Source organism: Cobetia sp. 2AS (assembly GCF_029846355.1).
Taxonomy (GTDB): domain Bacteria; phylum Pseudomonadota; class Gammaproteobacteria; order Pseudomonadales; family Halomonadaceae; genus Cobetia; species Cobetia amphilecti.
In genome coordinates this window covers 272,320-294,580 of the sequence record NZ_JARWKQ010000002.1, presented here as the reverse complement: position 1 = coordinate 294,580, position 22,261 = coordinate 272,320, and the positions used below count along the sequence as shown (strand labels likewise).

20 protein-coding genes are annotated in these 22,261 nt (G+C 62.0%); 13 read left to right on the top strand and 7 right to left on the bottom strand.

The annotated features are described in order from the left end of the window. Positions 1-160: 160 nt before the first annotated feature. Positions 161-3,346 (bottom strand): EAL domain-containing protein, encoded by a 3,186-nt coding sequence (locus QD356_RS06450; protein ID WP_192838948.1) that lies wholly within the window; start codon positions 3,344-3,346, stop codon positions 161-163. 335 nt (positions 3,347-3,681) lie between these two features. On the opposite strand from QD356_RS06450, the gene QD356_RS06445 reads away from it, so the two are divergent. From QD356_RS06445 to QD356_RS06420, 6 genes are all read left to right on the top strand, one after another. After that, complete coding sequence (locus QD356_RS06445) at positions 3,682-4,203, top strand: CidA/LrgA family protein (protein ID WP_192838947.1); 522 nt, start codon at positions 3,682-3,684, stop codon at positions 4,201-4,203. Further along, entirely contained in the window at positions 4,200-4,928 is a 729-nt protein-coding gene (locus QD356_RS06440; RefSeq protein ID WP_166019932.1) for an LrgB family protein, read from the top strand. The genes QD356_RS06445 and QD356_RS06440 overlap by 4 nt, the downstream gene beginning before the upstream one ends. 335 nt (positions 4,929-5,263) lie before the next feature. Beyond that, entirely contained in the window at positions 5,264-6,139 is an 876-nt protein-coding gene (locus QD356_RS06435) for a hypothetical protein (RefSeq protein ID WP_192838946.1), read from the top strand. A gap of 147 nt (positions 6,140-6,286) precedes the next feature. Next, the gene (locus QD356_RS06430) at positions 6,287-6,949 is read left to right on the top strand and encodes a response regulator (RefSeq protein ID WP_192838945.1); all 663 of its coding nucleotides are present in this window, start codon (positions 6,287-6,289) and stop codon (positions 6,947-6,949) included. Further along, a complete protein-coding gene (locus tag QD356_RS06425) occupies positions 6,946-8,364 on the top strand; it encodes an ATP-binding protein (RefSeq protein ID WP_192838944.1) in 1,419 nt (472 codons plus the stop codon). The genes QD356_RS06430 and QD356_RS06425 overlap by 4 nt, the downstream gene beginning before the upstream one ends. 224 nt (positions 8,365-8,588) lie before the next feature. Next, entirely contained in the window at positions 8,589-9,362 is a 774-nt protein-coding gene (locus QD356_RS06420; RefSeq protein WP_054557012.1) for a 3-hydroxybutyrate dehydrogenase, read from the top strand. A 120-nt stretch (positions 9,363-9,482) separates the two neighbouring features. Here the strand turns inward: QD356_RS06420 and QD356_RS06415 are convergent, their stop codons facing one another. The 5 genes from QD356_RS06415 to QD356_RS06395 all read right to left on the bottom strand — a co-directional run bounded on the left by QD356_RS06415 (position 9,483) and on the right by QD356_RS06395 (position 13,824). Further along, a complete protein-coding gene (locus QD356_RS06415; RefSeq protein WP_043336058.1) occupies positions 9,483-10,019 on the bottom strand; it encodes a response regulator transcription factor in 537 nt (178 codons plus the stop codon). A 32-nt stretch (positions 10,020-10,051) separates the two neighbouring features. Further along, positions 10,052-11,323 (bottom strand): ATP-binding protein, encoded by a 1,272-nt coding sequence (locus tag QD356_RS06410; protein WP_192838943.1) that lies wholly within the window; start codon positions 11,321-11,323, stop codon positions 10,052-10,054. Positions 11,324-11,491: 168 nt separating this feature from the next. Then, a complete protein-coding gene (locus QD356_RS06405) occupies positions 11,492-13,039 on the bottom strand; it encodes a DASH family cryptochrome (protein WP_192838942.1) in 1,548 nt (515 codons plus the stop codon). Further along, positions 13,036-13,191, bottom strand: coding sequence for a DUF2256 domain-containing protein (locus QD356_RS06400; RefSeq protein ID WP_192838941.1), 156 nt, complete (start codon positions 13,189-13,191; stop codon positions 13,036-13,038). Before QD356_RS06400 ends, QD356_RS06405 begins: the two co-directional genes overlap by 4 nt. Positions 13,192-13,305: 114 nt before the next feature. Further along, positions 13,306-13,824, bottom strand: coding sequence for a MarR family winged helix-turn-helix transcriptional regulator (locus QD356_RS06395; RefSeq protein WP_192838940.1), 519 nt, complete (start codon positions 13,822-13,824; stop codon positions 13,306-13,308). A gap of 248 nt (positions 13,825-14,072) precedes the next feature. Between QD356_RS06395 and hmgA the strand changes: the two genes are divergently transcribed. The 3 genes from hmgA to maiA all read left to right on the top strand — a co-directional run bounded on the left by hmgA (position 14,073) and on the right by maiA (position 17,326). Further along, positions 14,073-15,401 carry a homogentisate 1,2-dioxygenase gene (gene hmgA, locus QD356_RS06390; protein ID WP_192838939.1) on the top strand — a complete coding sequence of 443 codons (1,329 nt, stop codon included), beginning with the start codon at positions 14,073-14,075 and terminating at the stop codon, positions 15,399-15,401. A 109-nt stretch (positions 15,402-15,510) separates the two neighbouring features. Next, positions 15,511-16,530: a fumarylacetoacetate hydrolase family protein gene (locus QD356_RS06385; protein ID WP_192838938.1), complete on the top strand. Its 1,020-nt coding sequence runs from the start codon at positions 15,511-15,513 to the stop codon at positions 16,528-16,530. A gap of 145 nt (positions 16,531-16,675) precedes the next feature. Next, positions 16,676-17,326, top strand: coding sequence for a maleylacetoacetate isomerase (gene maiA / locus QD356_RS06380; protein WP_192838976.1), 651 nt, complete (start codon positions 16,676-16,678; stop codon positions 17,324-17,326). 73 nt (positions 17,327-17,399) lie between these two features. Here maiA and QD356_RS06375 read toward each other — a convergent pair whose 3' ends face one another. Continuing rightward, positions 17,400-18,179: a cation diffusion facilitator family transporter gene (locus tag QD356_RS06375; RefSeq protein ID WP_192838937.1), complete on the bottom strand. Its 780-nt coding sequence runs from the start codon at positions 18,177-18,179 to the stop codon at positions 17,400-17,402. 68 nt (positions 18,180-18,247) lie between these two features. Here QD356_RS06375 and QD356_RS06370 point away from each other — a divergent pair, with 68 nt between their 5' ends. The 4 genes from QD356_RS06370 (at position 18,248) to QD356_RS06355 (ending at position 22,237) form a co-directional block, all read left to right on the top strand. After that, entirely contained in the window at positions 18,248-18,718 is a 471-nt protein-coding gene (locus QD356_RS06370; protein ID WP_225996578.1) for a helix-turn-helix domain-containing protein, read from the top strand. Between the two features lie 167 nt (positions 18,719-18,885). Then, positions 18,886-20,475, top strand: coding sequence for a peptide chain release factor 3 (locus tag QD356_RS06365; RefSeq protein WP_192838936.1), 1,590 nt, complete (start codon positions 18,886-18,888; stop codon positions 20,473-20,475). 372 nt (positions 20,476-20,847) lie between these two features. Continuing rightward, entirely contained in the window at positions 20,848-21,330 is a 483-nt protein-coding gene (gene mscL / locus QD356_RS06360) for a large conductance mechanosensitive channel protein MscL (protein ID WP_192838935.1), read from the top strand. Between the two features lie 139 nt (positions 21,331-21,469). Further along, positions 21,470-22,237, top strand: a complete 768-nt coding sequence (locus tag QD356_RS06355; RefSeq protein ID WP_192838934.1) for a TatD family hydrolase — start codon at positions 21,470-21,472, stop codon at positions 22,235-22,237. The last annotated feature ends 24 nt before the right edge of the window (positions 22,238-22,261 follow it).

Below are 22,261 nucleotides of genomic sequence, written 5' to 3'. Positions count from 1 at the left end.
GTTCTGGAGAGCAGACTTGTGGAGGCAGGGCTTATGGAGAGGGCTTTGTGTGGTCTTGAGGATATGCCGCGCTCTGCTCTATGGTGCGCTCCGCCTTGATTCGGCAAGCCCCTGACTTATCAAGCCCTTGGCTCAGCTTGCTCTGGTTCAGCCAGCTGATTTAGCCAGCCTTAGGAGCAAGAGGCTGCGCCACGCGAGCGTCATTGACCCGTGAGATCGGGCTGGAGCCTTTGCCCTCAGCATGCCCCTTGCCGTGGCCGTCATCGGTATTGGAGCAGATGGCGAGTGTCTCGAGTGGCTCCGGCATGCCCAGCGCATAGCCCTGCACATAGTCGGCGCCGATGGTGGCGACGGAGGCGAGCACTTGCGCACTTCCCACGAATTCCGCCACGGTCTTCATGCCCATTTCACGCGCGACCTCGGCAATGGCGCGGGCGATGGAGTAGGAAACGCGGTTGGTGTCCATGTCGCGAATGAAGGCGCCATCGATCTTCAGGAAGTCGACGGGTAGGTTTTTCAGGTAGCCGAAGGAGGACACGCCACTCCCGAAGTCATCCAGCGCGAAGGAACAGCCGAGTGCGCCGAGTGCCTCGAAGAAGGCGCGAGCGTCGCCCAGCCGCGTGATGGCGACGGATTCGGTGATCTCGAAACACAGCTTGTCACCCGGGATGCCACTGTCGCGGACCAGCGTGACCAGCAGGTCGCGAAAGCTCGGGCTGCTGATGGAGTGCCCGGAGAGATTGAGTGACACCATGGTCAGTCGCTGGGCATGCGCAGGGTGCGCAGCCAGCCAGCTCAGGTATTGGCGAATGACATGTTCATCGATGGCGGCTGACAGGCCATAACGCTCCGCTGCAGGCAGGAAGGCGCCCGGCGCAATGATGGTGCCGTCCCGGCCTTTCAATCGCACCAGCACTTCGTAATGTAGCTCGCAGAGCGGCTCGCAGTGCGGGTCGTTGGCTGGCTCTGCGTTGTCAGCTTGTGCAGTGGCGAGGGTGCTGACGATCGGCTGTTGGTAAAGCACCAGACGCTGTTCTTCGATGGCTGCGGTGATTTCTGTCAGCCAGTGCATTTCCTGCATGCGCCGAGCTACCTCGTCACCGGATTCACTGTGGCGATGAATGCGGTTGCGCCCGGCATCCTTGGCTTCATAGCAGGCAGCATCGGCGGCACTCAGCAGCTGGTGCGGGTCGTTGTGATTGCTGTCGATGCTCACCAGGCCAATGCTGGTACTGATGGTGAACAGCTTGTCTTCCCACATGAATCGGAAGTTGGTGACAGACTGGCGCATCTCTTCGAGTAGCGCCTCGGCGGCGTCCAGCGACATGTCTGGCATCAGCAAGCCGAATTCATCCCCTCCCAGGCGCGCGAGACGATCCTGCTTGCGCAAGCCGGCGGCAATCACGTCGACCAGCTGGATCAATAGCGCATCGCCGGCCGAGTGGCCGCAGGTGTCATTGACCACCTTGAACTGGTCTAGATCGATGTAGGCGAGACAATGCAGAGCGCGAGTGGCGCGTGCATCATCGCAAAGTGTCGTCAGTTCACGCTTGAAGGCGCCGCGATTGAGCAAGCCCGTCAGGCTGTCGTGATTGGCCTCGTGGGCCATGCGCTGCGACATGGTGTGATTGAGCGTATTGTCGATCAGCGCCAGCAGCGTATAGCCATCCTGGTCTGGCGTCGCCTCGACCGCAGAGACACTGATCTCTGCATGTACCGAGTTGCCGGAGGCATGGATGAAGCGACATTGCTGGGTAAAGAAATCCTTGCGCTGCTCGATCAGCGCCTGATGTTGCTGCAGGAAACTTTCCAGGTCTTCCGGCTCGATCAGTTCGCGTATCACACTCTGCGACAAGGTGGCGGCGGTGTAGCCCAGGATGCTCTCGAGTCGTTGATTGACGCGCAACAGCTGGCCACTGGTGCTCAGGTGCGCCATGCCGACAGCGGAGTGCTCGAAGGTGGCGCGGTAGCGTCGCTCGCTGGCTCGCAGGCGCTTCTGAGAGGCCTGTTGCTCGAATTCGGTCATGAGCTGTGAGACGTGATCCGCCACCGAGGCCAGAAACGCCTGCTCATCCTCTGCCCATTCGCGCGGGGCATTGCTTTCCGTGCAGCAGATGACGGCCACCACCTGGCCCGCCACACGGATCGGGCTGTCGATGATGGCCTTGACGCTGCAGCGGAAGGTGCCATCGAACAGCAATTCCTGATTGGCCTTGGTCACATCGGCCAGGGCGAGAGCATGTCCGGCATCCAGAGCCTCGAAATAGACCCGGTTCTGGGTGCGGGTAAGGCGAGTGGGAACTGTGCTATGCGTGGCATCGTGCGGCGGGGGGACCCACGCATCATGGACATGGGCCAGCGACAGACAGTCGCGGTCTTCATTCATGTACCAGAAGCTTACCTTGCGTATCTGCAGGCCCTTGGCGACTTGCTCACATAACCATGGCAGCAGGCTGTCGAGCTGCGCGTTCTCATCGTGGCGGGTGTTGCCGAGCTCGATCAAGGCCGCCTGCTGACGTTCATAGCGGCGCAGCTTGTCGGCCTGGGCATCCTTGGCCAGATGCTGCTGATGGATATCCAGCAATGAGCCGATGAAGCGGTAGGGCGCGCCGTTTCTGACCTCGAATTGAGCGCGCAGCTCAAACCAGCGATGATCTCCCTGCTGGGTGCGGATCAGCAACTCGCAATTGAAAGGTGTCCCGCTCAGTCGCTTGGCGTTGATCAAGGCCTTGAAGTCGTCACGCATGTCGGGCGCGACTCTCTCATGCAACGCCTCGAGTGCGGTGTCGAGTGTGCCGGCTTCATACCCCAACTGGTTTTCCAGACGGGTTGAGATGGTCAATCTCTCGTTACCTGTTTTCCATTCGATGACGCCATCGGAAATGCTGCGCAATATCCAGCTGGCGCGCGACTGACTGTCTGCGAACTCTGCATTGAGGTAGCTTTGATTGACCTGGCGTTTCAGCGCCTCGGTTGCCAGGCTCGCGAGCTTGTCCAGCCGGACGAGGACGTCCGGGCTGGGCAATTGTTGCCGCGGCTCAGCGTCCGCCAGGCTCATGCAGCCGATTATCTCGCCATTGTCTGCCTTGAGGGGCAGGCCGATGTAATAACGAATGCCGTCGGCAAGAACCGAACTGCAACCGGCGAGTTCCGGTTGTCGACGGGCGTCACACGTGATGAGGGGACTGGCTTGCAGTACCGCCACGCCACACAGCGCATCGTTGATGGGGACGGACTCTTGAACGTTGTCGTCCAGACTCAACCAGCGCTTGAGCTGATCGCCATCACGCAGGTTGATCATCGCCATGGGAGCGCCAGCCAGGTCGGCAGCCAGTTCAAGGATCATCAAAGCCTGATGATCCTCTTCATGCCGCAATGTCTTGATCCAATTGGGAATAATGGATGTATCAAGCCCGAGAGAATCTGGCATCGTGTCGCAGCCTTCCCTGTCTGTAGCGGTGATGGGGGATCAAGAAAGATCGCAGATTACCACAGTAAAGCGTTGCCTCACCGTTGTTGGGGTTGAGACCACTGAGACCACTGAGAGCACTGAGGGCAGCAAGGGCGCTGGGGTCATGAGGATGCCGGGAGGAAGAGGCAAGGGCGTCAGGGATGGCTGTGACATAATTGTCAGCATGGCGGCCTGACGGGCTGACACGGTCAAGAGGAGTCTGTAAGGAAATGGCGTTGATCAAGGGGTTCTGCATCTTGCTGCTTTGCCAGTTTCTCGGCGAGGTGACGGTGCGTGCGTTGTTGCTTCCGGTGCCGGGGCCAGTACTGGGAATGTTGTTCCTGCTGCTGGGGTTGATGTTGCGAGGGCGGCTGCGCAAACGGTTGTTGCCTGCCCCGGACAGAGAGGGGGAAGGAGTGCTGCGTGTTGACGAGAATGCGGATCGAGATCTCGGTCAACGTCAGCTGGCCCGTGCGCTGCTGCGGGAACGCGTGCCTGCCAGTCTCAGGCTTGCCAGCAATGGCCTGCTCTCGCATCTGTCGCTGCTGTTCGTGCCCGCGGGCGTTGGTGTGATGGTCCATTTCGAGCTCATCGCACGCGATCTCACCGCCATCGCCATCACGCTGGTCGCGTCGATCGCGGTCACCCAGTTCGTCACGGCCTGGCTGTTGCAACGTCTTATCGATCGAGGTTCTGCGACGCCGAGCGGGTCAGGGGGCAAGTCACACAGCGCCGATGAGGTGTCTTCATGAATCTGGCCCCGCTTGACGCCCTGTGGGTGTACCTGAGCGCTTCTCCGTTGCTGCATCTGCTGTTGACGCTGGTGGCCTTTCTGCTGGCTACGGCGATCAACCGTCTGGCTCGGGGGGCATCGCTGGCGCATCCGGTACTGGTCTCCATCGCGCTGATCATCGGGTTTCTATGGCTGACGGACACCGACTATCCCACCTATTTCGAAGGGGCCCAGTTCATTCACTTCCTGCTCGGGCCGGCCACCGTCGCGCTGGCGGTACCGCTGTTTGACCATCTTGATCGGGTCAAGCAGATGCTGTGGCCACTGCTGACAGCCTGTTGCGTCGGTATCGTCACCGCCGTGACCACCACCCTGGGTCTGGCGCTGGCACTGGGGGCACATACCCAGGTGGCCTTGAGCCTGGCGCCCAAATCCGTCACATCGCCGATCGCGATGGGGATCGCCGAAAAGCTGGGCGGTATTCCCTCGCTGACGGCAGGGCTGGTACTGCTGACCGGCACCCTGGGCTGTGTGGTGGGTCCCGTTGTCATGCGACTGGCAGGGGCACGAGACGATACCGTCAAGGGCTTCACCATGGGCTTGTCAGCGCATGGTATCGGTACTGCCTTCTGCTTCTCGTCGGTGAGCACGCTGGCGGGGGCCTTCGCTGGCATGTCGATGGGGCTGACCGGTCTGCTGACCGCCTTCATCGTGCCGCCTATCGTCGGGCTGTTCGGCTTCTGAGCATGAGGGGGCATTGGTGGAGAGTCGAGCTGGAGGTGAGCAAGCGGCGAGCAAGCGGCGAGCAAGAAGCAGGAAGGCCAGCGCTATCGTGGCACTGCCTTCTGAGGGCTTAAGTTTGCGTTAAGCGCAGCCATTCATGCTGGTGATCACTCCATGGTTCAGCTCAGCGCTTGCGTGTTGGCCATGGCAATCGCCAGCACGTCTTGTGGAGATGTCACCTTGTTGACACATGTCTGTCAGTGAGCTGATCGATCATGCTCCTACGCAGGTCCACAAGGCGTGGAATCCACTCGCGCCTCTGTGGCTGGCAATGCCTCGACCCAAGGAAAGCCCTCATGTTCACTTCTCTTGCACGCACAGTTCTTGAACGCACTGGTCTTGCTCGCACCGCTGCAAATCTCAAGCCCGCTGGCCTTGCCGGGCATCGTGTACTGGTCGAGGCGCCGATGGCCTCCAGCTGTCGAGAGCTCTGTTGGCAGCTGGCGGCGGCAGGGGCTGCATTGATTCTGGTCGAGCGAGAGGGGGATGACCTTGCCTTGCTGTGCAGGGTATTGCCCACCCCGAGTGGCCAGCAACATCGCCGCCTGTCACTGACGCACGCAGATGTGAGGGGTGACGCGCTATGCACGCAACTGCGCAACATCCCGGCTTCGGAGCGCCCCGATACCTTGCTGAGCCTGCCGGGCGATGGCCGCTGGCATCTGGAGAGTGGCCGCGCCTGGCATGTGCTCGAGCGTGGGGGGTGGCCGGCCGAGGTGCGCGCCAAGGTACTGGAATGTCTTGAGCTTCATGGCTCGGCGGATAGCCGACGCCCGCTGCTGGAGCTGATCGTGCAGGCAGACGGCGACTTTTTCGTTCCGCTGCCAACAGCGAAGCACTCTCGTATCCGGTTGTATACCCCAGCGCTGATCACCGGTGAAGAGGACCCTCTGTTGATGCGCCTGGCGCGCCATCAGGGCAATCATCCTGTCAGTGTGGCACGTCAGGCGCGCAAGCTGATCTTCCGACTGCGGCTGGCGCGAGCCAGGCACCCGCTCGCGTATGGCTGGTTGTTGGTGGGTGAGGCGTTGCGGCGGGTCATCGGCGGGCCGCGCCGCATGCTGGAGCGTGGCGCGCTCGGGCTGCGCGAGCAGAGGATGCTGCTGACGGCGCGTCTGGCCAGGTGGCGCCATGCCCGACACCAGGGGCGTCGCGCACGCAGCGGTGTGTGATGGCTGGCTGATCCATCGACACCGGCGATGTGCTATCCCGCGGTTTGCTTCCCACGTCCGTCACCTTTCGGTGGCGGACGTCTTGTCTCATGTCCCCTCATATCCCGATATGACATGGCAGAATCAGAACGATTTCAAGGAGTCCAGATGCGAGTTCTGCTCGTCGAAGATGATCCGTTGTTGGGCGAGGGGGTCAACCATACCCTGCGCCGCGAGGGTATGAGTACTGAATGGTTGAAGGAGGGTGCCAACGTTGCCGCCACGCTCAAGCATTCGCCCTTTGATGTGCTGGTGCTGGACCTTGGCCTGCCGGATCTCGACGGTCTGCAGGTATTGAGTCACCTGCGCCGTCAGGGCCAGACGTTGCCGGTATTGATCCTGACGGCACGTGATGACATCAGCGACCGGGTACGTGGTCTGGACGGCGGCGCAGACGACTATCTGGTCAAGCCGTTCGACATTGCCGAGCTGGTGGCGCGTCTGCGTGCGTTGGTGAGGCGCCATGCCGGGCAGGCCAGCGGTTGCCTGCAGCTGGGGCCGTTGCGCATTGATCAGGCTGGCCGCACTGTCACGCTCTCCGGTAGTGAGGTCGGCCTGGGGCGGCGCGAGTTTGATCTGCTGGAGTTCCTGCTGCTGCACCCCAGTCGTGTCTTCAGTCGGGATCAGCTCGTCGAGCAGCTCTATGGCTGGGATGGCGATGTCGAGAGCAATGTCATCGAGGTACATGTGCACCATCTGCGCCGCAAGTTCGGCACCGGGGTGGTCAAGACCGTGCGCGGTGTGGGCTATCGGCTGGGTGAACTCACGTGAAATCCATCCGCAGTTTCCTGCGGCGCAACCTGATCGGTGGCGTCGTGATCGTGCTGGGGACGGCCGCTGCCTGGAGTTACTTCGATTCCCGCGAGCAGATTGATGAGCTGTTCGATGCTGAGCTGGCCCAGAATGCGCGCATGCTGGGGCGACTCTATCAGTCCCGACTCGCGTCGTTGACACCGGCCGCGCGTCAGGAAACGTTGCAGAAGATGACATCGGGCCAGTTCAGCCTGCGCCCGCCCTCCCTGAGCTTTGCCGATGGCCATGAGAAATCCCCGCTGGGACATGTCTATGAAGACAAGCTGATCTTCCAGATGTGGGATGCGCTGGGCCAGCCGTTGCTTGGCCTCTCGTCACGTTCCGTGGCGCTCGATTACCTGCCGGTGCCCGGCTATGGCAGGCAGCATGACAATCACCATGACTGGTTCACCTTCACGCTGTATTTCCCCGAGAGTGGCATCTGGGTCACGGCGGCCCAGCGTGAAGATGTGCGCGATGAACTGACTGGCCAGATTGCGTTGCACAACGTGCTGGCGCTGGTGGTCGGGCTGCTCGTGATCGCCTTGCTGATCGGTGTGGCGGTCTCGCGGGGGTTTCGCCCCGTCTTGCGCATCAGTCATCAGATCACGGCCCGTCAACCCGGGTATCTCGAGCCGCTGGATGCCAGCGAGGCGCCGGACGAGATACGCGGCATGGTGGATGCTCTCAATGGACTGCTGGCGCGTCTGGCGGACACCCTCGACAAGGAGCGGCGTTTCACGGCCAATGCCGCTCATGAATTGCGGACTCCCCTGGCGGGCATCAAGGTGCATGCCCAGAATCTGGAGGCCGATGCCAGGGATGAGGCCTCGCGGCGCTCGGCACGCATGATCGTGGATGGCGTCAATCGCATGACGCGGGTAGTGGAGCAGCTGTTGACCCTGTCACGACTGGAAAGCGGGGCAGAGGCACCGCGTCGTCCGGTCGATCTCGCCCAGCTGACCCATGAGCTGGCGCGGGACCTGGGTCCCATGGCACGCCAGCGAGGCATCAAGCTGCATATCGAGGTTGCACCCGGCGCGCAGCTGGTCAGTCACGAGAACGGCCTCTACGTGCTGCTGCGCAATCTGCTCGACAATGCGCTGCGCTATACGCCAGAAGGCGGAGAGGTGCGTCTGGATATCCGCCGCGACGACGCTGGATGGCGCATGGAAGTGGCCGATACGGGCCCCGGAATCCCGCTGCGTGAACGCGAGCGCGTCTTTGAACGCTTCGTGCGTCTGGCCGGCCAGAAGACTCAAGGTTCCGGGCTGGGCCTTTCCATCGTGCGCGAGCTCGCCGAACGACTAGGCGCAGCGCTGGCGCTGAAGGAGAGCCCCTTGGGAACGCCGCAGGCCCCGGGGCTGCTGGTGCAGGTTCGCTTCCCGTCGTAGCAGGTTCGCTTCTCGTCGTGAATAGCGCCTGTCGGCCGGGTTGCGTCAGCGGAGGCCAATGATTGCGTCGAATGCATCATGCGGCTGTGATGCTGGCTGGCGCTCGATAATGCCAGCGGGGAGTGCAACTCGGCGATGGTCGGGTGGCAAAGACGGCTAGATTAGCGCTATCTTCATTATATGTTGCAGAGCAGCATGACATTCCCCTCTGTCAGGAGATTCGCATGAGTGAACAACAGTCTTCCCCTGTCCGTGTTGCACTGGTGACCGGCACCGCCAGTGGTATCGGCGCCGCCATCATGCAGGCGATGTGCGATGCCGGGCATCAGGTGCTGGCGGTCGATTTCAGTGATGAGGGGGCAGAAGTCGCCGACAAGGCAGGGGCTGCCTTCTTCAAGGCCGACCTGACGGATGCCGAGCAGTGTCGCGCGGCGGTGGATGAAGCCGTGTCCCGTTTCGGGCGCCTCGATATTCTGGTCAACAATGCCGGCATTCAGCATGTCGAGCGCATCAAGGACTTCCCCGAAGCCAAGTGGAATCAGATCATCGCCTTGATGCTGAGTGCGCCATTCACGCTGATCCAGGCGGCCTGGCCGCACATGGAGAAGAATGGCTATGGGCGCATCGTCAACATGGCGTCCATTCACGCCCATGTCGCGTCACCGGGCAAGGCGGCCTACGTCAGCGCCAAGCACGGCTTGATGGGGCTGACCAGAACCGCTGCGCTGGAAGGGGGCGAAAGCGGCATCACCGCCAATGCTATCTGTCCGGCCTACGTGCGCACGCCGCTGGTCGACAAGCAGATCGCCGAGCAGGCCAAGCTCAATGACATGCCCGAGGATGAAGTGATCGAGAAGATCATGCTCAAGGGCGCGGCGATCAAGCACATGATCGATCCCTCCGAAGTGGCGGATATGGCGGTGTGGCTGGCCTCCGACAAGGCAGGCTCGGTGACCGGCTCCAGCTTCAACATGGACCTGGGGTGGACGGCGCAGTAACGGCGTACCCTTGAGCAACGGCTCATTCCAGACAGTGCAGAGACACGAAGCCCTCACCATCGATTCGCGCTTGCGAGCGAGGATGGTGAGGGCTTTTGCTTGGCTGGCAGTGCCGCTGTCTCAGCGCTTGACCGGACGCTTCTGCAGCTTGCGTTGCAGGGTGCGGCGGTGCATGCCCAGGGCGCGGGCGGTGGAGGAGATGTTGCCATCGTGCTCGTTGAGCACCTTCTGGATGTGCTCCCAGGTCAGGCGGTTGACCGACGGCGGATTGTCGGAGATCTCGGCGGCAGGGTCGCCGCCTTCGCGGTTGAAGGCGTTGAGAATCTCGTCGGCATCGGCGGGCTTGCACAGGTAGTTGACCGCGCCGAGCTTGATGGCTTCCACCGCGGTGGCGATGCTGGAATACCCGGTCAGCACCACGATACGCGTGTCAGGCAGCAGGGCGATCAGCTCCGGCAGCAGCTTGAGGCCGGAGCTCTGCTCCAGCTTCAGGTCCAACGTGATCAGCTCCGGGCGGTGGCTGCGTGCCACGCTGAGTGCCTGGGCTTCATCACGGGCCACTTCCACTTCATAGCCGCGGCGCGTCATGGCGCGCGCCGTGACCTGGCAGAAGAATTCATCATCGTCGATGATCAGCAGTCGGGTTGCATCGCTCATCAGGGTTCTCGCTTGGGCGGTCTTTGCCGCCATCATGTCAGATGAAGGGGGAGGCGCACTTCCGTCAAGGTGCCGCCATCTTCGTGGTTGTACAGACTGACGCCGCCACCGAACCGATTGATGGTGGCATGCGTGAGGAACAGGCCGATGCCCATGCCCTTGGATTTGGTGGAGATGAAGGTCTCACCAAGCTGATCCGCCACTGCCATGGGCACACCATCGCCATGATCGCGGATGTCGATCAGCACTTCCTGATCGCGTTGCTCCAGGGTGATCTCGATATCATCCGGGCAGGCGTCGGCGGCATTGTTGAGCAGGTTCATCAGCGCCTGCTCAAGCGTGGTATCCACCAGCATGGAGGCCTGTTCAGCGCCGGGCGTCACCTCGACGCTATGCTGCACATCCGGGCGAACCACCAGCCAGCGCTGCACGATTTCCTCCAGCCACTGGGCAGCATTGATGGGTTGGGGCTGTTCCATGCGGCGGCGGTCGGCTGCGGCCACCATCGCCTGCAGGCGTTGTTTGCAGGTGTCGACCTGACTGCGCAGCAGGGCAAGATCATCCTCCAGCTGAGGGTCATTCCTGTCCTTGGCATCCTCGCGCATCTCGCTCAGCAGCACCGCCATGGTGGAGAGCGGGGTGCCCAGCTCATGCGCGGTGCCGGCGGCCTGACTGGCCACCGCCAATACCTGCTCGCTGCGCAGGGCGGCCTCACGCGTGGTGGACAGCGCCTGATCCCGGGTGCGCAGGGCATGGGCCATCTTGTAGATGAAGTAGGTCACCAGCGACGCCGACAGGCCGAAGTTCAGCCACATGCCGATGACATGCAGGCTGATGCGTCCGCCCAGTTCATAGGTCGCCAGCTGCGGCACCGGCTCATAGAACACCATCAGGAAGCTGTAACAGCCCATGCCGACCGCGGCAATCACCCAGGCATAACGCCACGGGAGCGTTGCGGCCGCCATGGTCACCGGCACCAGATAATAGGGCACGAAGGGATTGGTGGAGCCACCGGTATGGAAGAACAGCATCGTCAGACCGGCGATATCCACCAGCAGGTGAATCAGGTTCTCGGTGTCGGTGACGGGATGCGACTGCCCGAGGCGCCACCAGGTCGCGACATTGACCATCCCCATCGCGATGATGATCGAGATGACGGGCAGCACGTTGAGCTGAAAGCCGATGATCTCGAGCCCGAAGATGATCAGGATGAGAAAGCCGGTCCAGGTGATGCCGCGCGCGATGGTCAGACGAATGAGATTGCGGTGCGGCGTGGACAGTGGTGGAGGTAGCGGCTGATTCATGACGACTCCTGCGAGGAATGCGGCCATGATAGTGAATAAGGCTCATAAAGTGCAGCCCTGACGGCCAGTTAGCGCCAAGGCGCCATGCAATCCCCTGCGTTGCTTTCTCTTCGTTGCACCATCTTCGTTGCACCCGCTTTGTGGCGCTCTCTTCGTGGTTTAAAGTTATCAGCCTCGCTCGAAGGAGCCACTCAGCCAGGGCGTCACGCGTGTCGGTGTGATGTCGGCCAAGTGGACCTCCCAGCCCTCGACATGCGTGAGAGGCTGGCGCGGGTAGCTTCCCGCTGATCCGTTGCGTCCAGCGCTGCTTGACCAGGCGAGCCAGGGCGCATGGCGCTGCATGCCGGCGGGCAGTGTCGCAAGCTCCGGTATCCAGCGGCTGACGTAATGACCGAGAGGGTCGTGCTGGCGTGCCTGCTTCATCATGTTGAAATGCCGATCTCCGCGCGGGTCACGTCCGATACCCGCCAGATAGCGCCAATTGCCCCAGTTGGAGGCGACGTCGTGATCCAGTAGCTGATGCTCGAACCAGGCCGCTCCCTGGCGCCAGTCCACGCCAAGGTCCTTGACCAGAAAGCTCGCCACGTTCTGGCGCATGCGGTTGCTCAGCCAGCCGGTAGCCGCCAGTTCGCGCATGCCGGCATCGACCCACGGTACCCCGGTCATTCCGGTCTGCCAGCGTTCAAGCGCTTCCGGCGTCTGCGCACGGCTGCGCGGCTGATCCGCGTCGTGGCCTGGGGACTCGCCCGTGAAGGTGTGTCCGCCCAGCCGCCGAGCATCCCAGTGGAAGTATTCGCGCCATAAAAGCTCGACGCGGATCCAGTCGCTGTCCTTGAAGGCAGCCTGCGGATGCGCGCAGTGCTCGGGCAGCGTGGCCTGGAAGTTGTGCAGCGCGTCCAGTATCCGCCGCGGTGACAGACAGCCCAGTGCCAGCCACACGGAGAAGCGGGTCGAGAAATCCGCGCCGTTGAGGCGATTGCGGGTGGTCTTGTACTGGCCGGCGAAGGCCGGGCTCAGGTAATCCTGCAGGCGCTGCAAGCCGGCGGGCTCACCGGGGGCGAAGGTATATTCGCCGCGGGTGTCGGCCTGCCAGTGGCGAGCCTTGAGCAGGTGCCTGGCCGTACCCTGAAAGCCACGAGGGGCAGCCTCTGGCCAACCTGGGAGCGTGGATGGCGCGTCCAGCGGGGCAGGCATGTCGGGGAGGCTCGGGCGGGCCTTCTCCAGCTTGCGCCGGAAGGCACTGAAGCTCACTGGGAGTGCGGCGAGCGGTTCCGGCAGCTCGTCTTCGTCCAGCAGCAAACCACTGTTCGATTGCCGCAGGCGACACTGGCTTGCCACCACGCGTTGCTGGCGTTGTTCCACCACGCCCGTGGCGCGGCGCGTGATGACGCCCCGGCAGCCATATTGCCTTGCCAGTTGCCCAATCAGCTGTGCCGCGTCGCCGTGGAGGATCAGCAGGTCACTGCCCAGTGCCTGAAGTCGTGTGCGCAGCGATTCCAGGCTCCCGAGCAGGGCATGTTGCCGTCCCGTGCTGAGCGGCTGCAGGCGTGGCTCCCCGGGGCTGACGCTGCCGAAGGGCTGAAAGGTCGTCTCCGCCACTACATGCACGACCAGCAGGTGCGAGGCTCGCTCCTCGAGCGCGGCTTGCCACAACGGGTTGTCATCCAGGCGCAGGTCCTCGTTCAACCATACCAGCCAAGGGTCAGTGGACGTCATCGCGCCTCCCGTGCCAGCTGGCGTGCGTTGCGACGACAGCGCTGACTGCAATGGCGTACGTCGTCCCAACAGTCCTGCCACTTCTTGCGCCACGTGAAGGGGCGCTGGCAGGTCTGACATGGCTTGCTGGGCAGGTGCGGTTTGCGATGCATGCTGGCAAGGCTCCTTAAAAGCAGTACATAACCTATACCATAATTGTACGTCACGCGAAATGGCGGCCAGGAAATCCCCTGTCATTCAGTTGATGAGCGCCTTGCATGCCTGCCTCAGTCGCTGCCCGGCAGTTGATCCAGTTGTCGCTCCAGAGTCTGCATGGTGAGCAGCAGATCACGGTATTGGCGTGCATTGACGGCGCCGAGCAGCTCATCCTCGAAACGCCGCGCTTCGGGAATCAGCTCGGCGAGCATGGCCTCGCCCTCGGTGGTCAGGACAAGCAGCTGCGCACGCTGGTCCTGCTCGCTCGGACGACGCAGGATCAGTTCACGGCTCTCCAGTGATTTGACGGCGCGCGAGACGCGTACCTTGTCCATGTGGGTGCGCAGGCTGATTTCCCGCGCGGTCATAGGCACGCCGCGGCTCAACCAGGCCAGCAGACGCCACTCGGCGACATTGATGGCAAAGCGCTCGCCATAGCGGGCGAACATCGCCTCACTGGTGCGCTCGGCCAGCCGGTTGAGGCGATAGGGCAGGAACTGGTCAAGATCCAGCTCGCAGCGGGGCGTGTCCTGTGAGGCATCCCCATCAAGGGCATCGCGCGCTTCGGGAGTGTCATCAGTGCGTTGCATCGAGAGTTACCTGTCTCGGTGAGAGGGCTGACTTGCATTGTTACGACAGTGCATGGCGGTCGGATCATGTTACCGATGTTACCACTTTCGACAGCGAGCAAGACAAAAGTCGAGCAATTGAGCGATTGCCAAGGTATGAGTCTGCCTATATGGTTTCATATGTAACTATTTGCGGGCGGTGGCGGCATGTCGTGCCGTGGATGCCCCAGGTCATCAGGAGCCGCGAGCCCACAAGGAGATGAATCGTCATGCGCGAGCGCAATGCTGAGTGTCATTATCACGCCGGTTTTCGAAATCATGTCTCCAGCGAGGCGTTGCCTGGCGCCTTGCCGCAGGGCCAGAACTCTCCCCAGCAATGCCCCTATGGCCTGTACGCGGAGCAGTTGAGCGGCTCGGCCTTCACCGCGCCGCGTAGCCACAATCTGCGCAGCTGGCTTTACCGCATTCGGCCTTCGGTGGTGCAGGGCGCCTATCAGCCCATGGAGATGCCGGAGGTCGCCACCGCACCGCTGGCCGAGAGAATGCCGGATCCCAACCCGATGCGCTGGGATCCCATCGCGTTCTGCGCTGGCGATTTTCTGGAAGGCCTGATCACGCTGGCGGTCAATGGGGATGCCCAGGCGCAGCAGGGCTGTGCCACGCATCTCTACGCCTTCTCTCGCGGCATGCAGCAGCGCTTTTTCTACAATGCCGACGGCGAATTGCTGATCGTGCCGCAGCAGGGTGCCATCGAGGTACGCAGCGAGGTGGGCCTGCTGGAAGTCGCCAGCGGCGAGATCGTCGTGATTCCGCGTGGTATCAAGTTCCAGCTCAATCCGCTGGCGGGGCACGCGGAGGGCTGTCGAGGCTATGTGGCCGAGAACTATGGCGCGCCTCTCGAGTTGCCCTCGCTGGGGCCCATCGGCAGCAATGGACTGGCCAATCCGCGCGACTTCCTCGCGCCATCGGCGCGTTTCGAGGACGAAGCCGGTGACTTCACGCTGGTGGCCAAGTTCGGCGGGCGTTTCTGGCGCGCGAGCCTGGATCATTCACCGCTGGATGTCGTGGCCTGGCACGGCAACTACGCGCCCTACAAATATGATCTGGCGACCTTCAATACGATCAATACGGTCAGCTTCGATCATCCTGATCCCTCTATCTTCACCGTGCTGACATCACCGTCGGACACCGCTGGGGTCGCCAATCTCGACTTCGTGATCTTCCCGCCACGCTGGATGGTCGCCGAGAACACCTTCCGGCCGCCGTATTTCCATCGCAACCTGATGAGCGAGTTGATGGGCCTTATCCATGGCGAATATGACGCCAAGCGCGAAGGTTTCCGTCCGGGCGGCGCGAGTCTGCACAACGCCATGACCCCGCATGGCCCCGACGCTGCCACCTTCGAGGCCGCCAGTCAGGCAGAGCTCGCCCCTCGCTATCAGGGCAATACGCTCGCCTTCATGTTCGAGAGTCGCTATCTGTTCCAGCCTACCCCGCAGGCACTGTCGTCGAGCGCTCGTCAGCGCGACTACGGCTCGGTCTGGCAGGGGCTCGCGTCGCACTTCACGCCTCACACCAGTCCCCAATTCACCCCTTGATTCACTCCTTAATTCACCCTGCATCAGCGATGACCTTTGACTGTTCATCGTCATCCGACCCCAGGCAATTCCTGCATTATTGCTCACGTTGCTCTTCAAGGAGGCACCCATGAAATTCGCTACCTACCAGGATGGTTCCCGCGATGGAACGCTGCTGCTGGTCTCCCGTGACCTGACCCGCGCCGTCAAGGTCGCGGATGTCGCCACGACCCTGCAGGCGCTGCTGGAAGACTGGACGTCGCTGGCGCCCAGGCTCGAGCAACGCTACGCGGCGCTCAATGATGGCACGCTGACGGACGCCTTTGCGCTGGAAAGTCAGGCGCTGCATTCCCCGCTGCCGCGCAGTTATCAGTGGGCAGACGGCTCGGCGTATCTGAACCATGTCCAGTTGGTGCGTCAGGCGCGTGGCGCCGAGATGCCCGAGACCTTCTGGCACGACCCGCTGATGTATCAGGGCGGCAGCGACAGCTTCCTGGCCCCCAGCGCCGATATCATATGTGTCAGTGAGGAGCATGGCATCGATTTCGAAGGCGAGATCGCCGTCGTCACCGATGATGTGCCGATGCATGTCAGTCCGGAACAGGCCGAGGACCACATTCGCCTGTTGATGCTGGTCAATGACGTCAGTCTGCGTGGGCTGATCCCCGGCGAGCTGGCCAAGGGCTTCGGCTTCTTCCAGGCCAAGCCGTCGTCAAGCTTCTCGCCCATCGCCGTGACGCCGGACGAGCTGGGGGATGCCTGGCAGCAGGGGCGCGTACATCTGCCGCTGAGCGTGCATCTCAATGGTGAGAAGTTCGGTGAGCCAGAGTCCGGGCCAGACATGATCTTCAGCTTCCCGCAGCTGGTGGCGCATGCCGCCAAGACTCGCCCCCTGGGCGCCGGTGCGATCATCGGCTCAGGTACCGTGTCCAATCCCGGCAAGGATGGCGGCCCCGGCAAGCCGATCAGCGAAGGGGGCGTGGGCTACAGCTGTCTGGCCGAAGTGCGCATGGTCGAGAAGATCCTGTTCGATGAGATTCGCACGCCCTTCATGCGTTTCGGTGATCGCATCCGCATCGAGATGTTCGATCGCGATGGCCAGAGCATCTTCGGCGCCATTGATCAGCAGGTGACGCAGTTGGACGCCTGAGGGCGTCGTCGTGAGGTAGAACTTCTCAGAGACCCGTCTCGGGAAGACGTCGTGTGCCGGTAAGCCTCAAGCCAACTGGGCGCGAGGTAGTGCGAAGGGGCGGCCGGCATCCAACCGCGTCACAGGGGAGTGCAGCATGAGTTCAATGAGCCTGTATGGCTATTACCGTTCATCTACCAGCTATCGGGTAAGAATCGCGCTGGCGCTCAAGGGGGTTGAGGTCGCTCAGGTGCCGGTCAATCTGCTCAAGGGCGAACAGCGCAGCGCGGACTATCTGGCCATCAATCCCCAGGGACTGGTGCCGACCCTGATGGTGGGAGATACCCCAACATCTGTGGCCCTGACTCAGTCACTCGCAATCATGGAATATCTGGAGGAGCGCTGGCCCACCCCGGCGCTGTTGCCCTCAGCGCCGGAAGCGCGTGCGAAGGTGCGCTCGCTGTGCCAGTTCATGGCCTGTGAGATGCATCCGCTCAACAATCCGCGCGTGCTCAATTATCTGACCGATCGGCTTGAGGTCACCCAGGGGCAGCGCCTTGAGTGGTACCGACACTGGGTCGCCGAGGGCTTCGCGCGTCTGGAAGTGATGCTGGCGGAAAGTGCAGGGCGGTTCTGCCATGGAGATAGCCCGGGCATGGCGGATGCCTGCCTGATGCCCCAGCTCTACAATGCGCGCCGCTTCGAGTGTGAACTCAAGGACTACCCGAGGATTCTGTCCATCGAGGCGGCCTGTCAGTCAATGGAAGCCTTCCAGCAGGCCCACCCCGAGCGTCAGCCAGATTGTCCGGCGGCATGATCATTGTCGGTATCCCGAGATGAAAGCGCCTCAGCGGTCTCGACGAGGCGCTTTCATATCTCAGGCCATCGTCTCAACGACAGCACTTGCTGGAGTCGCCGCTGGCGGGTGTCTGCTCGACCACCACGGCAGACGTGGGTGGGGCGCAACAACTGCGGGTGGCGCAGGATGATGGCGGAGCGTCAGGGGCTTGGGAGCTTGCGTCTTGCTCATGCGCAGCTTGCACGCTTTCGGCCTGCTTGGCCTCGCCAAGCTCAACTCGCGCGTCGCGAATCACCTGCCAGGCGGACTGCAGGAAGAGTGCGGCAATCGCCGCCCCCAGCAGCACATCCGGCCAGCGGGAACCTGTCCAGCCGACCAGTAGCGCGGCACCGAAGACCGAGGCATTGGCGATGATGTCATTGCGTGAACACAGCCAGGTGGAGCGCATGTTCAGATCATCCGACTTGAAGCGCCACAGCAGGCCGAAGCAGACCAGATTGACGGCCAGCGCCAGCAGGGCGAAGGCACCCATGCCGTGTGCGGCGGGGGCGACGCCATGGAGGGCCTGATAGCCCGCCTCGCCAAGGACGATCACGCCCAGCGCCAGCATCACGATACCTTTCACCAGCGCGCTCAACGCACGTTCACGCACGCTGCGGTGCAGGACGTAGAGGGTCAGGGCGTAGACGCTGGCATCGCCGAACATGTCGAGTGAATCCCCCAACAGTGCGGTGGAGCCCAGCCACCAGGCTGCGGTGAATTCGATGAAGAACATGCTGGCATTCAGAGCCAGCAATATCTTGAGCACCTTGCCCTGAGAGGCTCTGAGCTCTGCCAGCTCGCCGGACTTGCTTTCGCAACAGCTTTTCATAAGGGGTCTTGGCCTCCTGTCGTATTGCTGACAGCATGGAGGTTATAGTCACTATAAGGTCAAGCCTCATGACACAAGGATCCGAGCGCGAGCCGGGAACAGCAGCACAAGACCCGCAAAGCTCCGGGGCTGTCACAGGGGCGATGAGCATCGGTCAGCTGGCCAAGGCCTCAGACGTCCAGGCGGTGACGATCCGCTACTACGAGAAGCAGGGGCTGTTGGCCCCGCAGCGGCGTGTGGCCAACGGCTATCGTGAATATGGCAATGCACAACTGCGCCGGTTGACCTTCGTCCGCCGCTGTCGGCGTCTGGGTTTCTCGCTGGACGATATCCGCGCCTTGTTGGGACTGGCGGATCAGCAGGCGTTGCCGTGCGATCAGATAGACGCGCGCATCGAGGCGCAGCTGGCCGAGGTGCGCAAGCGTCAGCGCGATCTCGCCGTCATGGAGGAGGAGTTGCAGCGCCTGACGCACTGCTGCGCCGGCGGGGTGGTGGCGCAGTGCCGTATCGTCGAGTCACTGTCCGAGACCGAGGAGTAAGGCCCTGGCATTTTCGCGCGCGCAAGGATGACTGAAGGCCGCTGATCGCGCTCGCCTCTGTTGCCGCGCCGCGCCAGCCGCTACAATGCGCGCCATTCGTCTTGTTCTGCTATTCACCCAACAGTGCGCGCGGCGTGCCTCACGTCGGGCCGGATGCCTTTCAGCTCATGTCAGATTCCCAGATTGCCAAGGCGGCGGATGTGCGCCGTACATTCGCCATCATCTCTCACCCGGATGCCGGTAAGACCACCATTACCGAGAAGCTGCTGCTGTTCGGGAATGCCATCCAGATGGCCGGCTCGGTCAAGAGCAAGCGGGCCGATCGCCACGCGACCTCTGACTGGATGAAGATGGAGCAGGAGCGTGGCATCTCCGTGACCACCTCCGTGATGCAGTTCCCCTACAAGGACCGCATGGTCAACCTGCTGGATACCCCCGGGCACGAGGACTTCTCCGAAGATACCTACCGGACGCTGACGGCCGTCGACTCGGCGCTGATGGTCATCGATGGCGCCAAGGGTGTCGAGGACCGCACCATCAAGCTGATGGAAGTCTGCCGCCTGCGCACCACGCCGATCCTGACCTTCGTCAACAAGATGGACCGCGAGACGCGTGACCCCATCGAGGTGATGGACGAAGTCGAGACGGTGCTCAACATCCAGTGTGCGCCGATGACCTGGCCGATCGGTGTCGGCAAGGGCTTCAAGGGCGTCTATCACCTGCTCAATGACGAGATCCATCTCTACAAGCAGGGTCAGGGCAACCGCATCCCCGATGACGTGCGCATCAAGGGCCTCGATAGCCCTGAAGCCATCGAAGTGCTGGGCGAGGACCTGATCGAAGAGCTGAGCATGGAAGTCGAGCTGGTGCGCGGTGCCTCACACGAGTTCGATCTCGAGGCCTATCGTCGCGGTGATCTGACGCCAGTCTACTTCGGTACCGCCATGGGCAACTTCGGCGTGCGCGAGATGCTCGACGGCTTCGTCGAATATGCCCCGCCGCCCCAGCCGCGTGATACCGATACCCGCGAAGTCACGGCCCACGATGAGCGCTTCACCGGCTTCGTGTTCAAGATCCAGGCCAACATGGACCCGAAACACCGTGACCGTGTCGCCTTCCTGCGTGTCTGCTCCGGCAAGTACGAGAAGAACATGAAGATGCGTCATGTGCGCATCAACAAGGACGTCAAGATTCCTGACGCCCTGACCTTCATGGCGGCGGACCGCTCCCACGTGGAAGAGGCCTGGCCGGGCGATATCATCGGCCTGCACAACCACGGCACCATCCAGATCGGTGATACCTTCACCATCGGCGAGGACATGCGCTTCACCGGCATTCCGCACTTCGCGCCGGAACTGTTCAAGCGTGTGCGCCTGAAGGACCCGCTCAAGATGAAGGCGCTGCAGAAAGGTCTGCAGCAGCTCTCCGAAGAGGGCGCGACCCAGGTCTTCCAGCCCTTCGACAACAACGACCTGATCGTCGGTGCCGTCGGTACGCTGCAGTTTGACGTGGTCGCTCACCGCCTGAAGGAAGAGTACAAGGTCGAGTGCATCTATGAGGCGATCAACGTGCAGACCGCACGCTGGATCTACTGCGATGACACCAAGATGCTGGAAGACTTCAAGCGCAAGGCCAGTGCCAACCTGGCCTACGACGGCGGTGGCTGGCTGACCTACATCGCGCCGACCCGCGTCAACCTGCAGCTGACCCAGGAACGCTGGCCGGACATCACCTTCCGCGCGACCCGTGAGCACTGAGACAGGTACCGCAACGGCATTGCCCTAGCGGCGATGTTGTAATGGCGCTGCGATAGCGAGACTGTCGATCACGCCATGAAGAACGCCACCCCTCGGGGTGGCGTTTTTTATGCCCGGATAAAGGTGGCGTTTTTCGTGGCCAGACATGCGTGTAACCCTACGTTTACACAGCCAACCCATGGCGCGGCATCAGCACGGCATAATGTACGGGTCATGTTGTCTTGCTGGCATCCGTGTGATGAAGCTTGCTGGGGCGAAGGTCGGTAGGGCGTAGACAATGACAACAACAATGGCGTGGGATGTGTCTCAGTGCGGGCCATGCATGATGCGTGGCAATCCACCGGATGGTTAGCGAGTGACAGGAGATGACAGATGTCCGGATTCATGCAGGAATTTCGTGATTTTGCCGTCAAGGGAAGCGTCGTCGACATGGCGGTCGGCATCATCATCGGCGGGGCATTCACACTGATCGTCAAGAGTCTGGTCGGTGACATGCTCAACCCGCTGATCGGGCTACTGATCGGCGGAGTCGATTTCGCCAACTTCTTCGTCGTCCTCAAGGAAGGCGCTCAGGCCGCGCCCTATGCCAGTCTCGAGGCCGCCAAGGAAGCGGGAGCCGTCACGCTGAACTATGGCTTGTTCATCAATGCCATCATCAGCTTCGCCCTGGTGGCGCTGGCGGTATTCGTGTTGATCCGCCAGATCAACAAGCTCAAGAAGGAAGCCGAGGAAGCGCCGGAAGCGGTCACCGACAAGGATTGCCCGTATTGCCTTTCCAAGGTGCCGCTGGCGGCGACCCGTTGTGGTCATTGCACCTCCGAGCTGGCGCCGGCAGCGCCGGTGGAGGCGGCCTAGGCCATCTGCGCCAGTCACGACGACTGACAAGCAGTATCGACACTCGTCCTCAAGGGACCGGCCACCAGGCCGGTCCCTTCGTTTGTCTGATACACGCTGATATAGCACGATGGCTGTACGACCATCACCGGGAGATTCCATGCTGATCGACAGCCATTGCCATCTGGATTTCGCTGACTTCACGCCGGATCGTGAGGCGGTCATCGAGCGTGCCGAGCAGGAAGACGTCTCGGCCTTCGTGGTGCCCGCCACCACGGTGGCAAGCTTTTCGGCAGTGTTGGCGCTGGCGGAGTCATCGGCGCGTATCTTCGCTGCCCTGGGGCTACATCCCTATTTTCTTTCCGAGCATGGCGATGACGCGCTGGCGGCGCTTCATCAGGCCCTCGATCAGCATGTCGGCCAGATCGTCGCGTTGGGCGAATGTGGCTTCGATGCGCGACTGGCCGATCATGATGCCCAATGGCAGCTGTTCGAGGCCCAGCTGAGCATGGCACGCGAATTCTCTCTGCCTGTCATCGTGCACTGCGTGCGCGCCAATGACGAAGTCGCCAAGCGCCTCAAGCAGGCACGACTCACCCGTGGCGGCATCATCCATGCCTTCGCGGGCAGTCAGGTGCAGGCGGAGCGTTTTCTCGAGCTTGGCTTCGTGCTGGGGCTGGGCGGCAGCGTGACCTACCCGCGTGCCAACAAGCTGCGCGGAGTGGTGGCGTCACTGCCCGATGATGGCTTCGTGCTGGAAACCGATAGCCCCGACATGCCGCTGTGCGGGTTTCAAGGTCAGCGCAATGAGCCATCGCGTGTGGCCAAGGTCGCGGATGTGGTGGCGGAACTCCGTTCGAGCAGTCGCCACGATATCGCGTTATCCACCACGACGAATGTGCAGCGTATTCTTCAACTGAACGTCTGATCTAGACTGACCTCAAAGGCCAGG

Coding starts and splice junctions, on each gene's coding strand:
- QD356_RS06450 (WP_192838948.1), bottom strand. CDS start 3,346: ATGATCCTTGAACTGGCTGCCGACCTGGCTGGCGCTCCCATGGCGATG.
- QD356_RS06445 (WP_192838947.1), top strand. CDS start 3,682: ATGGCGTTGATCAAGGGGTTCTGCATCTTGCTGCTTTGCCAGTTTCTC.
- QD356_RS06440 (WP_166019932.1), top strand. CDS start 4,200: ATGAATCTGGCCCCGCTTGACGCCCTGTGGGTGTACCTGAGCGCTTCT.
- QD356_RS06435 (WP_192838946.1), top strand. CDS start 5,264: ATGTTCACTTCTCTTGCACGCACAGTTCTTGAACGCACTGGTCTTGCT.
- QD356_RS06430 (WP_192838945.1), top strand. CDS start 6,287: ATGCGAGTTCTGCTCGTCGAAGATGATCCGTTGTTGGGCGAGGGGGTC.
- QD356_RS06420 (WP_054557012.1), top strand. CDS start 8,589: ATGAGTGAACAACAGTCTTCCCCTGTCCGTGTTGCACTGGTGACCGGC.
- QD356_RS06415 (WP_043336058.1), bottom strand. CDS start 10,019: ATGAGCGATGCAACCCGACTGCTGATCATCGACGATGATGAATTCTTC.
- QD356_RS06410 (WP_192838943.1), bottom strand. CDS start 11,323: ATGAATCAGCCGCTACCTCCACCACTGTCCACGCCGCACCGCAATCTC.
- QD356_RS06405 (WP_192838942.1), bottom strand. CDS start 13,039: ATGACGTCCACTGACCCTTGGCTGGTATGGTTGAACGAGGACCTGCGC.
- QD356_RS06400 (WP_192838941.1), bottom strand. CDS start 13,191: ATGCATCGCAAACCGCACCTGCCCAGCAAGCCATGTCAGACCTGCCAG.
- QD356_RS06395 (WP_192838940.1), bottom strand. CDS start 13,824: ATGCAACGCACTGATGACACTCCCGAAGCGCGCGATGCCCTTGATGGG.
- hmgA (WP_192838939.1), top strand. CDS start 14,073: ATGCGCGAGCGCAATGCTGAGTGTCATTATCACGCCGGTTTTCGAAAT.
- QD356_RS06385 (WP_192838938.1), top strand. CDS start 15,511: ATGAAATTCGCTACCTACCAGGATGGTTCCCGCGATGGAACGCTGCTG.
- maiA (WP_192838976.1), top strand. CDS start 16,676: ATGAGCCTGTATGGCTATTACCGTTCATCTACCAGCTATCGGGTAAGA.
- QD356_RS06375 (WP_192838937.1), bottom strand. CDS start 18,179: ATGAAAAGCTGTTGCGAAAGCAAGTCCGGCGAGCTGGCAGAGCTCAGA.
- QD356_RS06370 (WP_225996578.1), top strand. CDS start 18,248: ATGACACAAGGATCCGAGCGCGAGCCGGGAACAGCAGCACAAGACCCG.
- QD356_RS06365 (WP_192838936.1), top strand. CDS start 18,886: ATGTCAGATTCCCAGATTGCCAAGGCGGCGGATGTGCGCCGTACATTC.
- mscL (WP_192838935.1), top strand. CDS start 20,848: ATGTCCGGATTCATGCAGGAATTTCGTGATTTTGCCGTCAAGGGAAGC.
- QD356_RS06355 (WP_192838934.1), top strand. CDS start 21,470: ATGCTGATCGACAGCCATTGCCATCTGGATTTCGCTGACTTCACGCCG.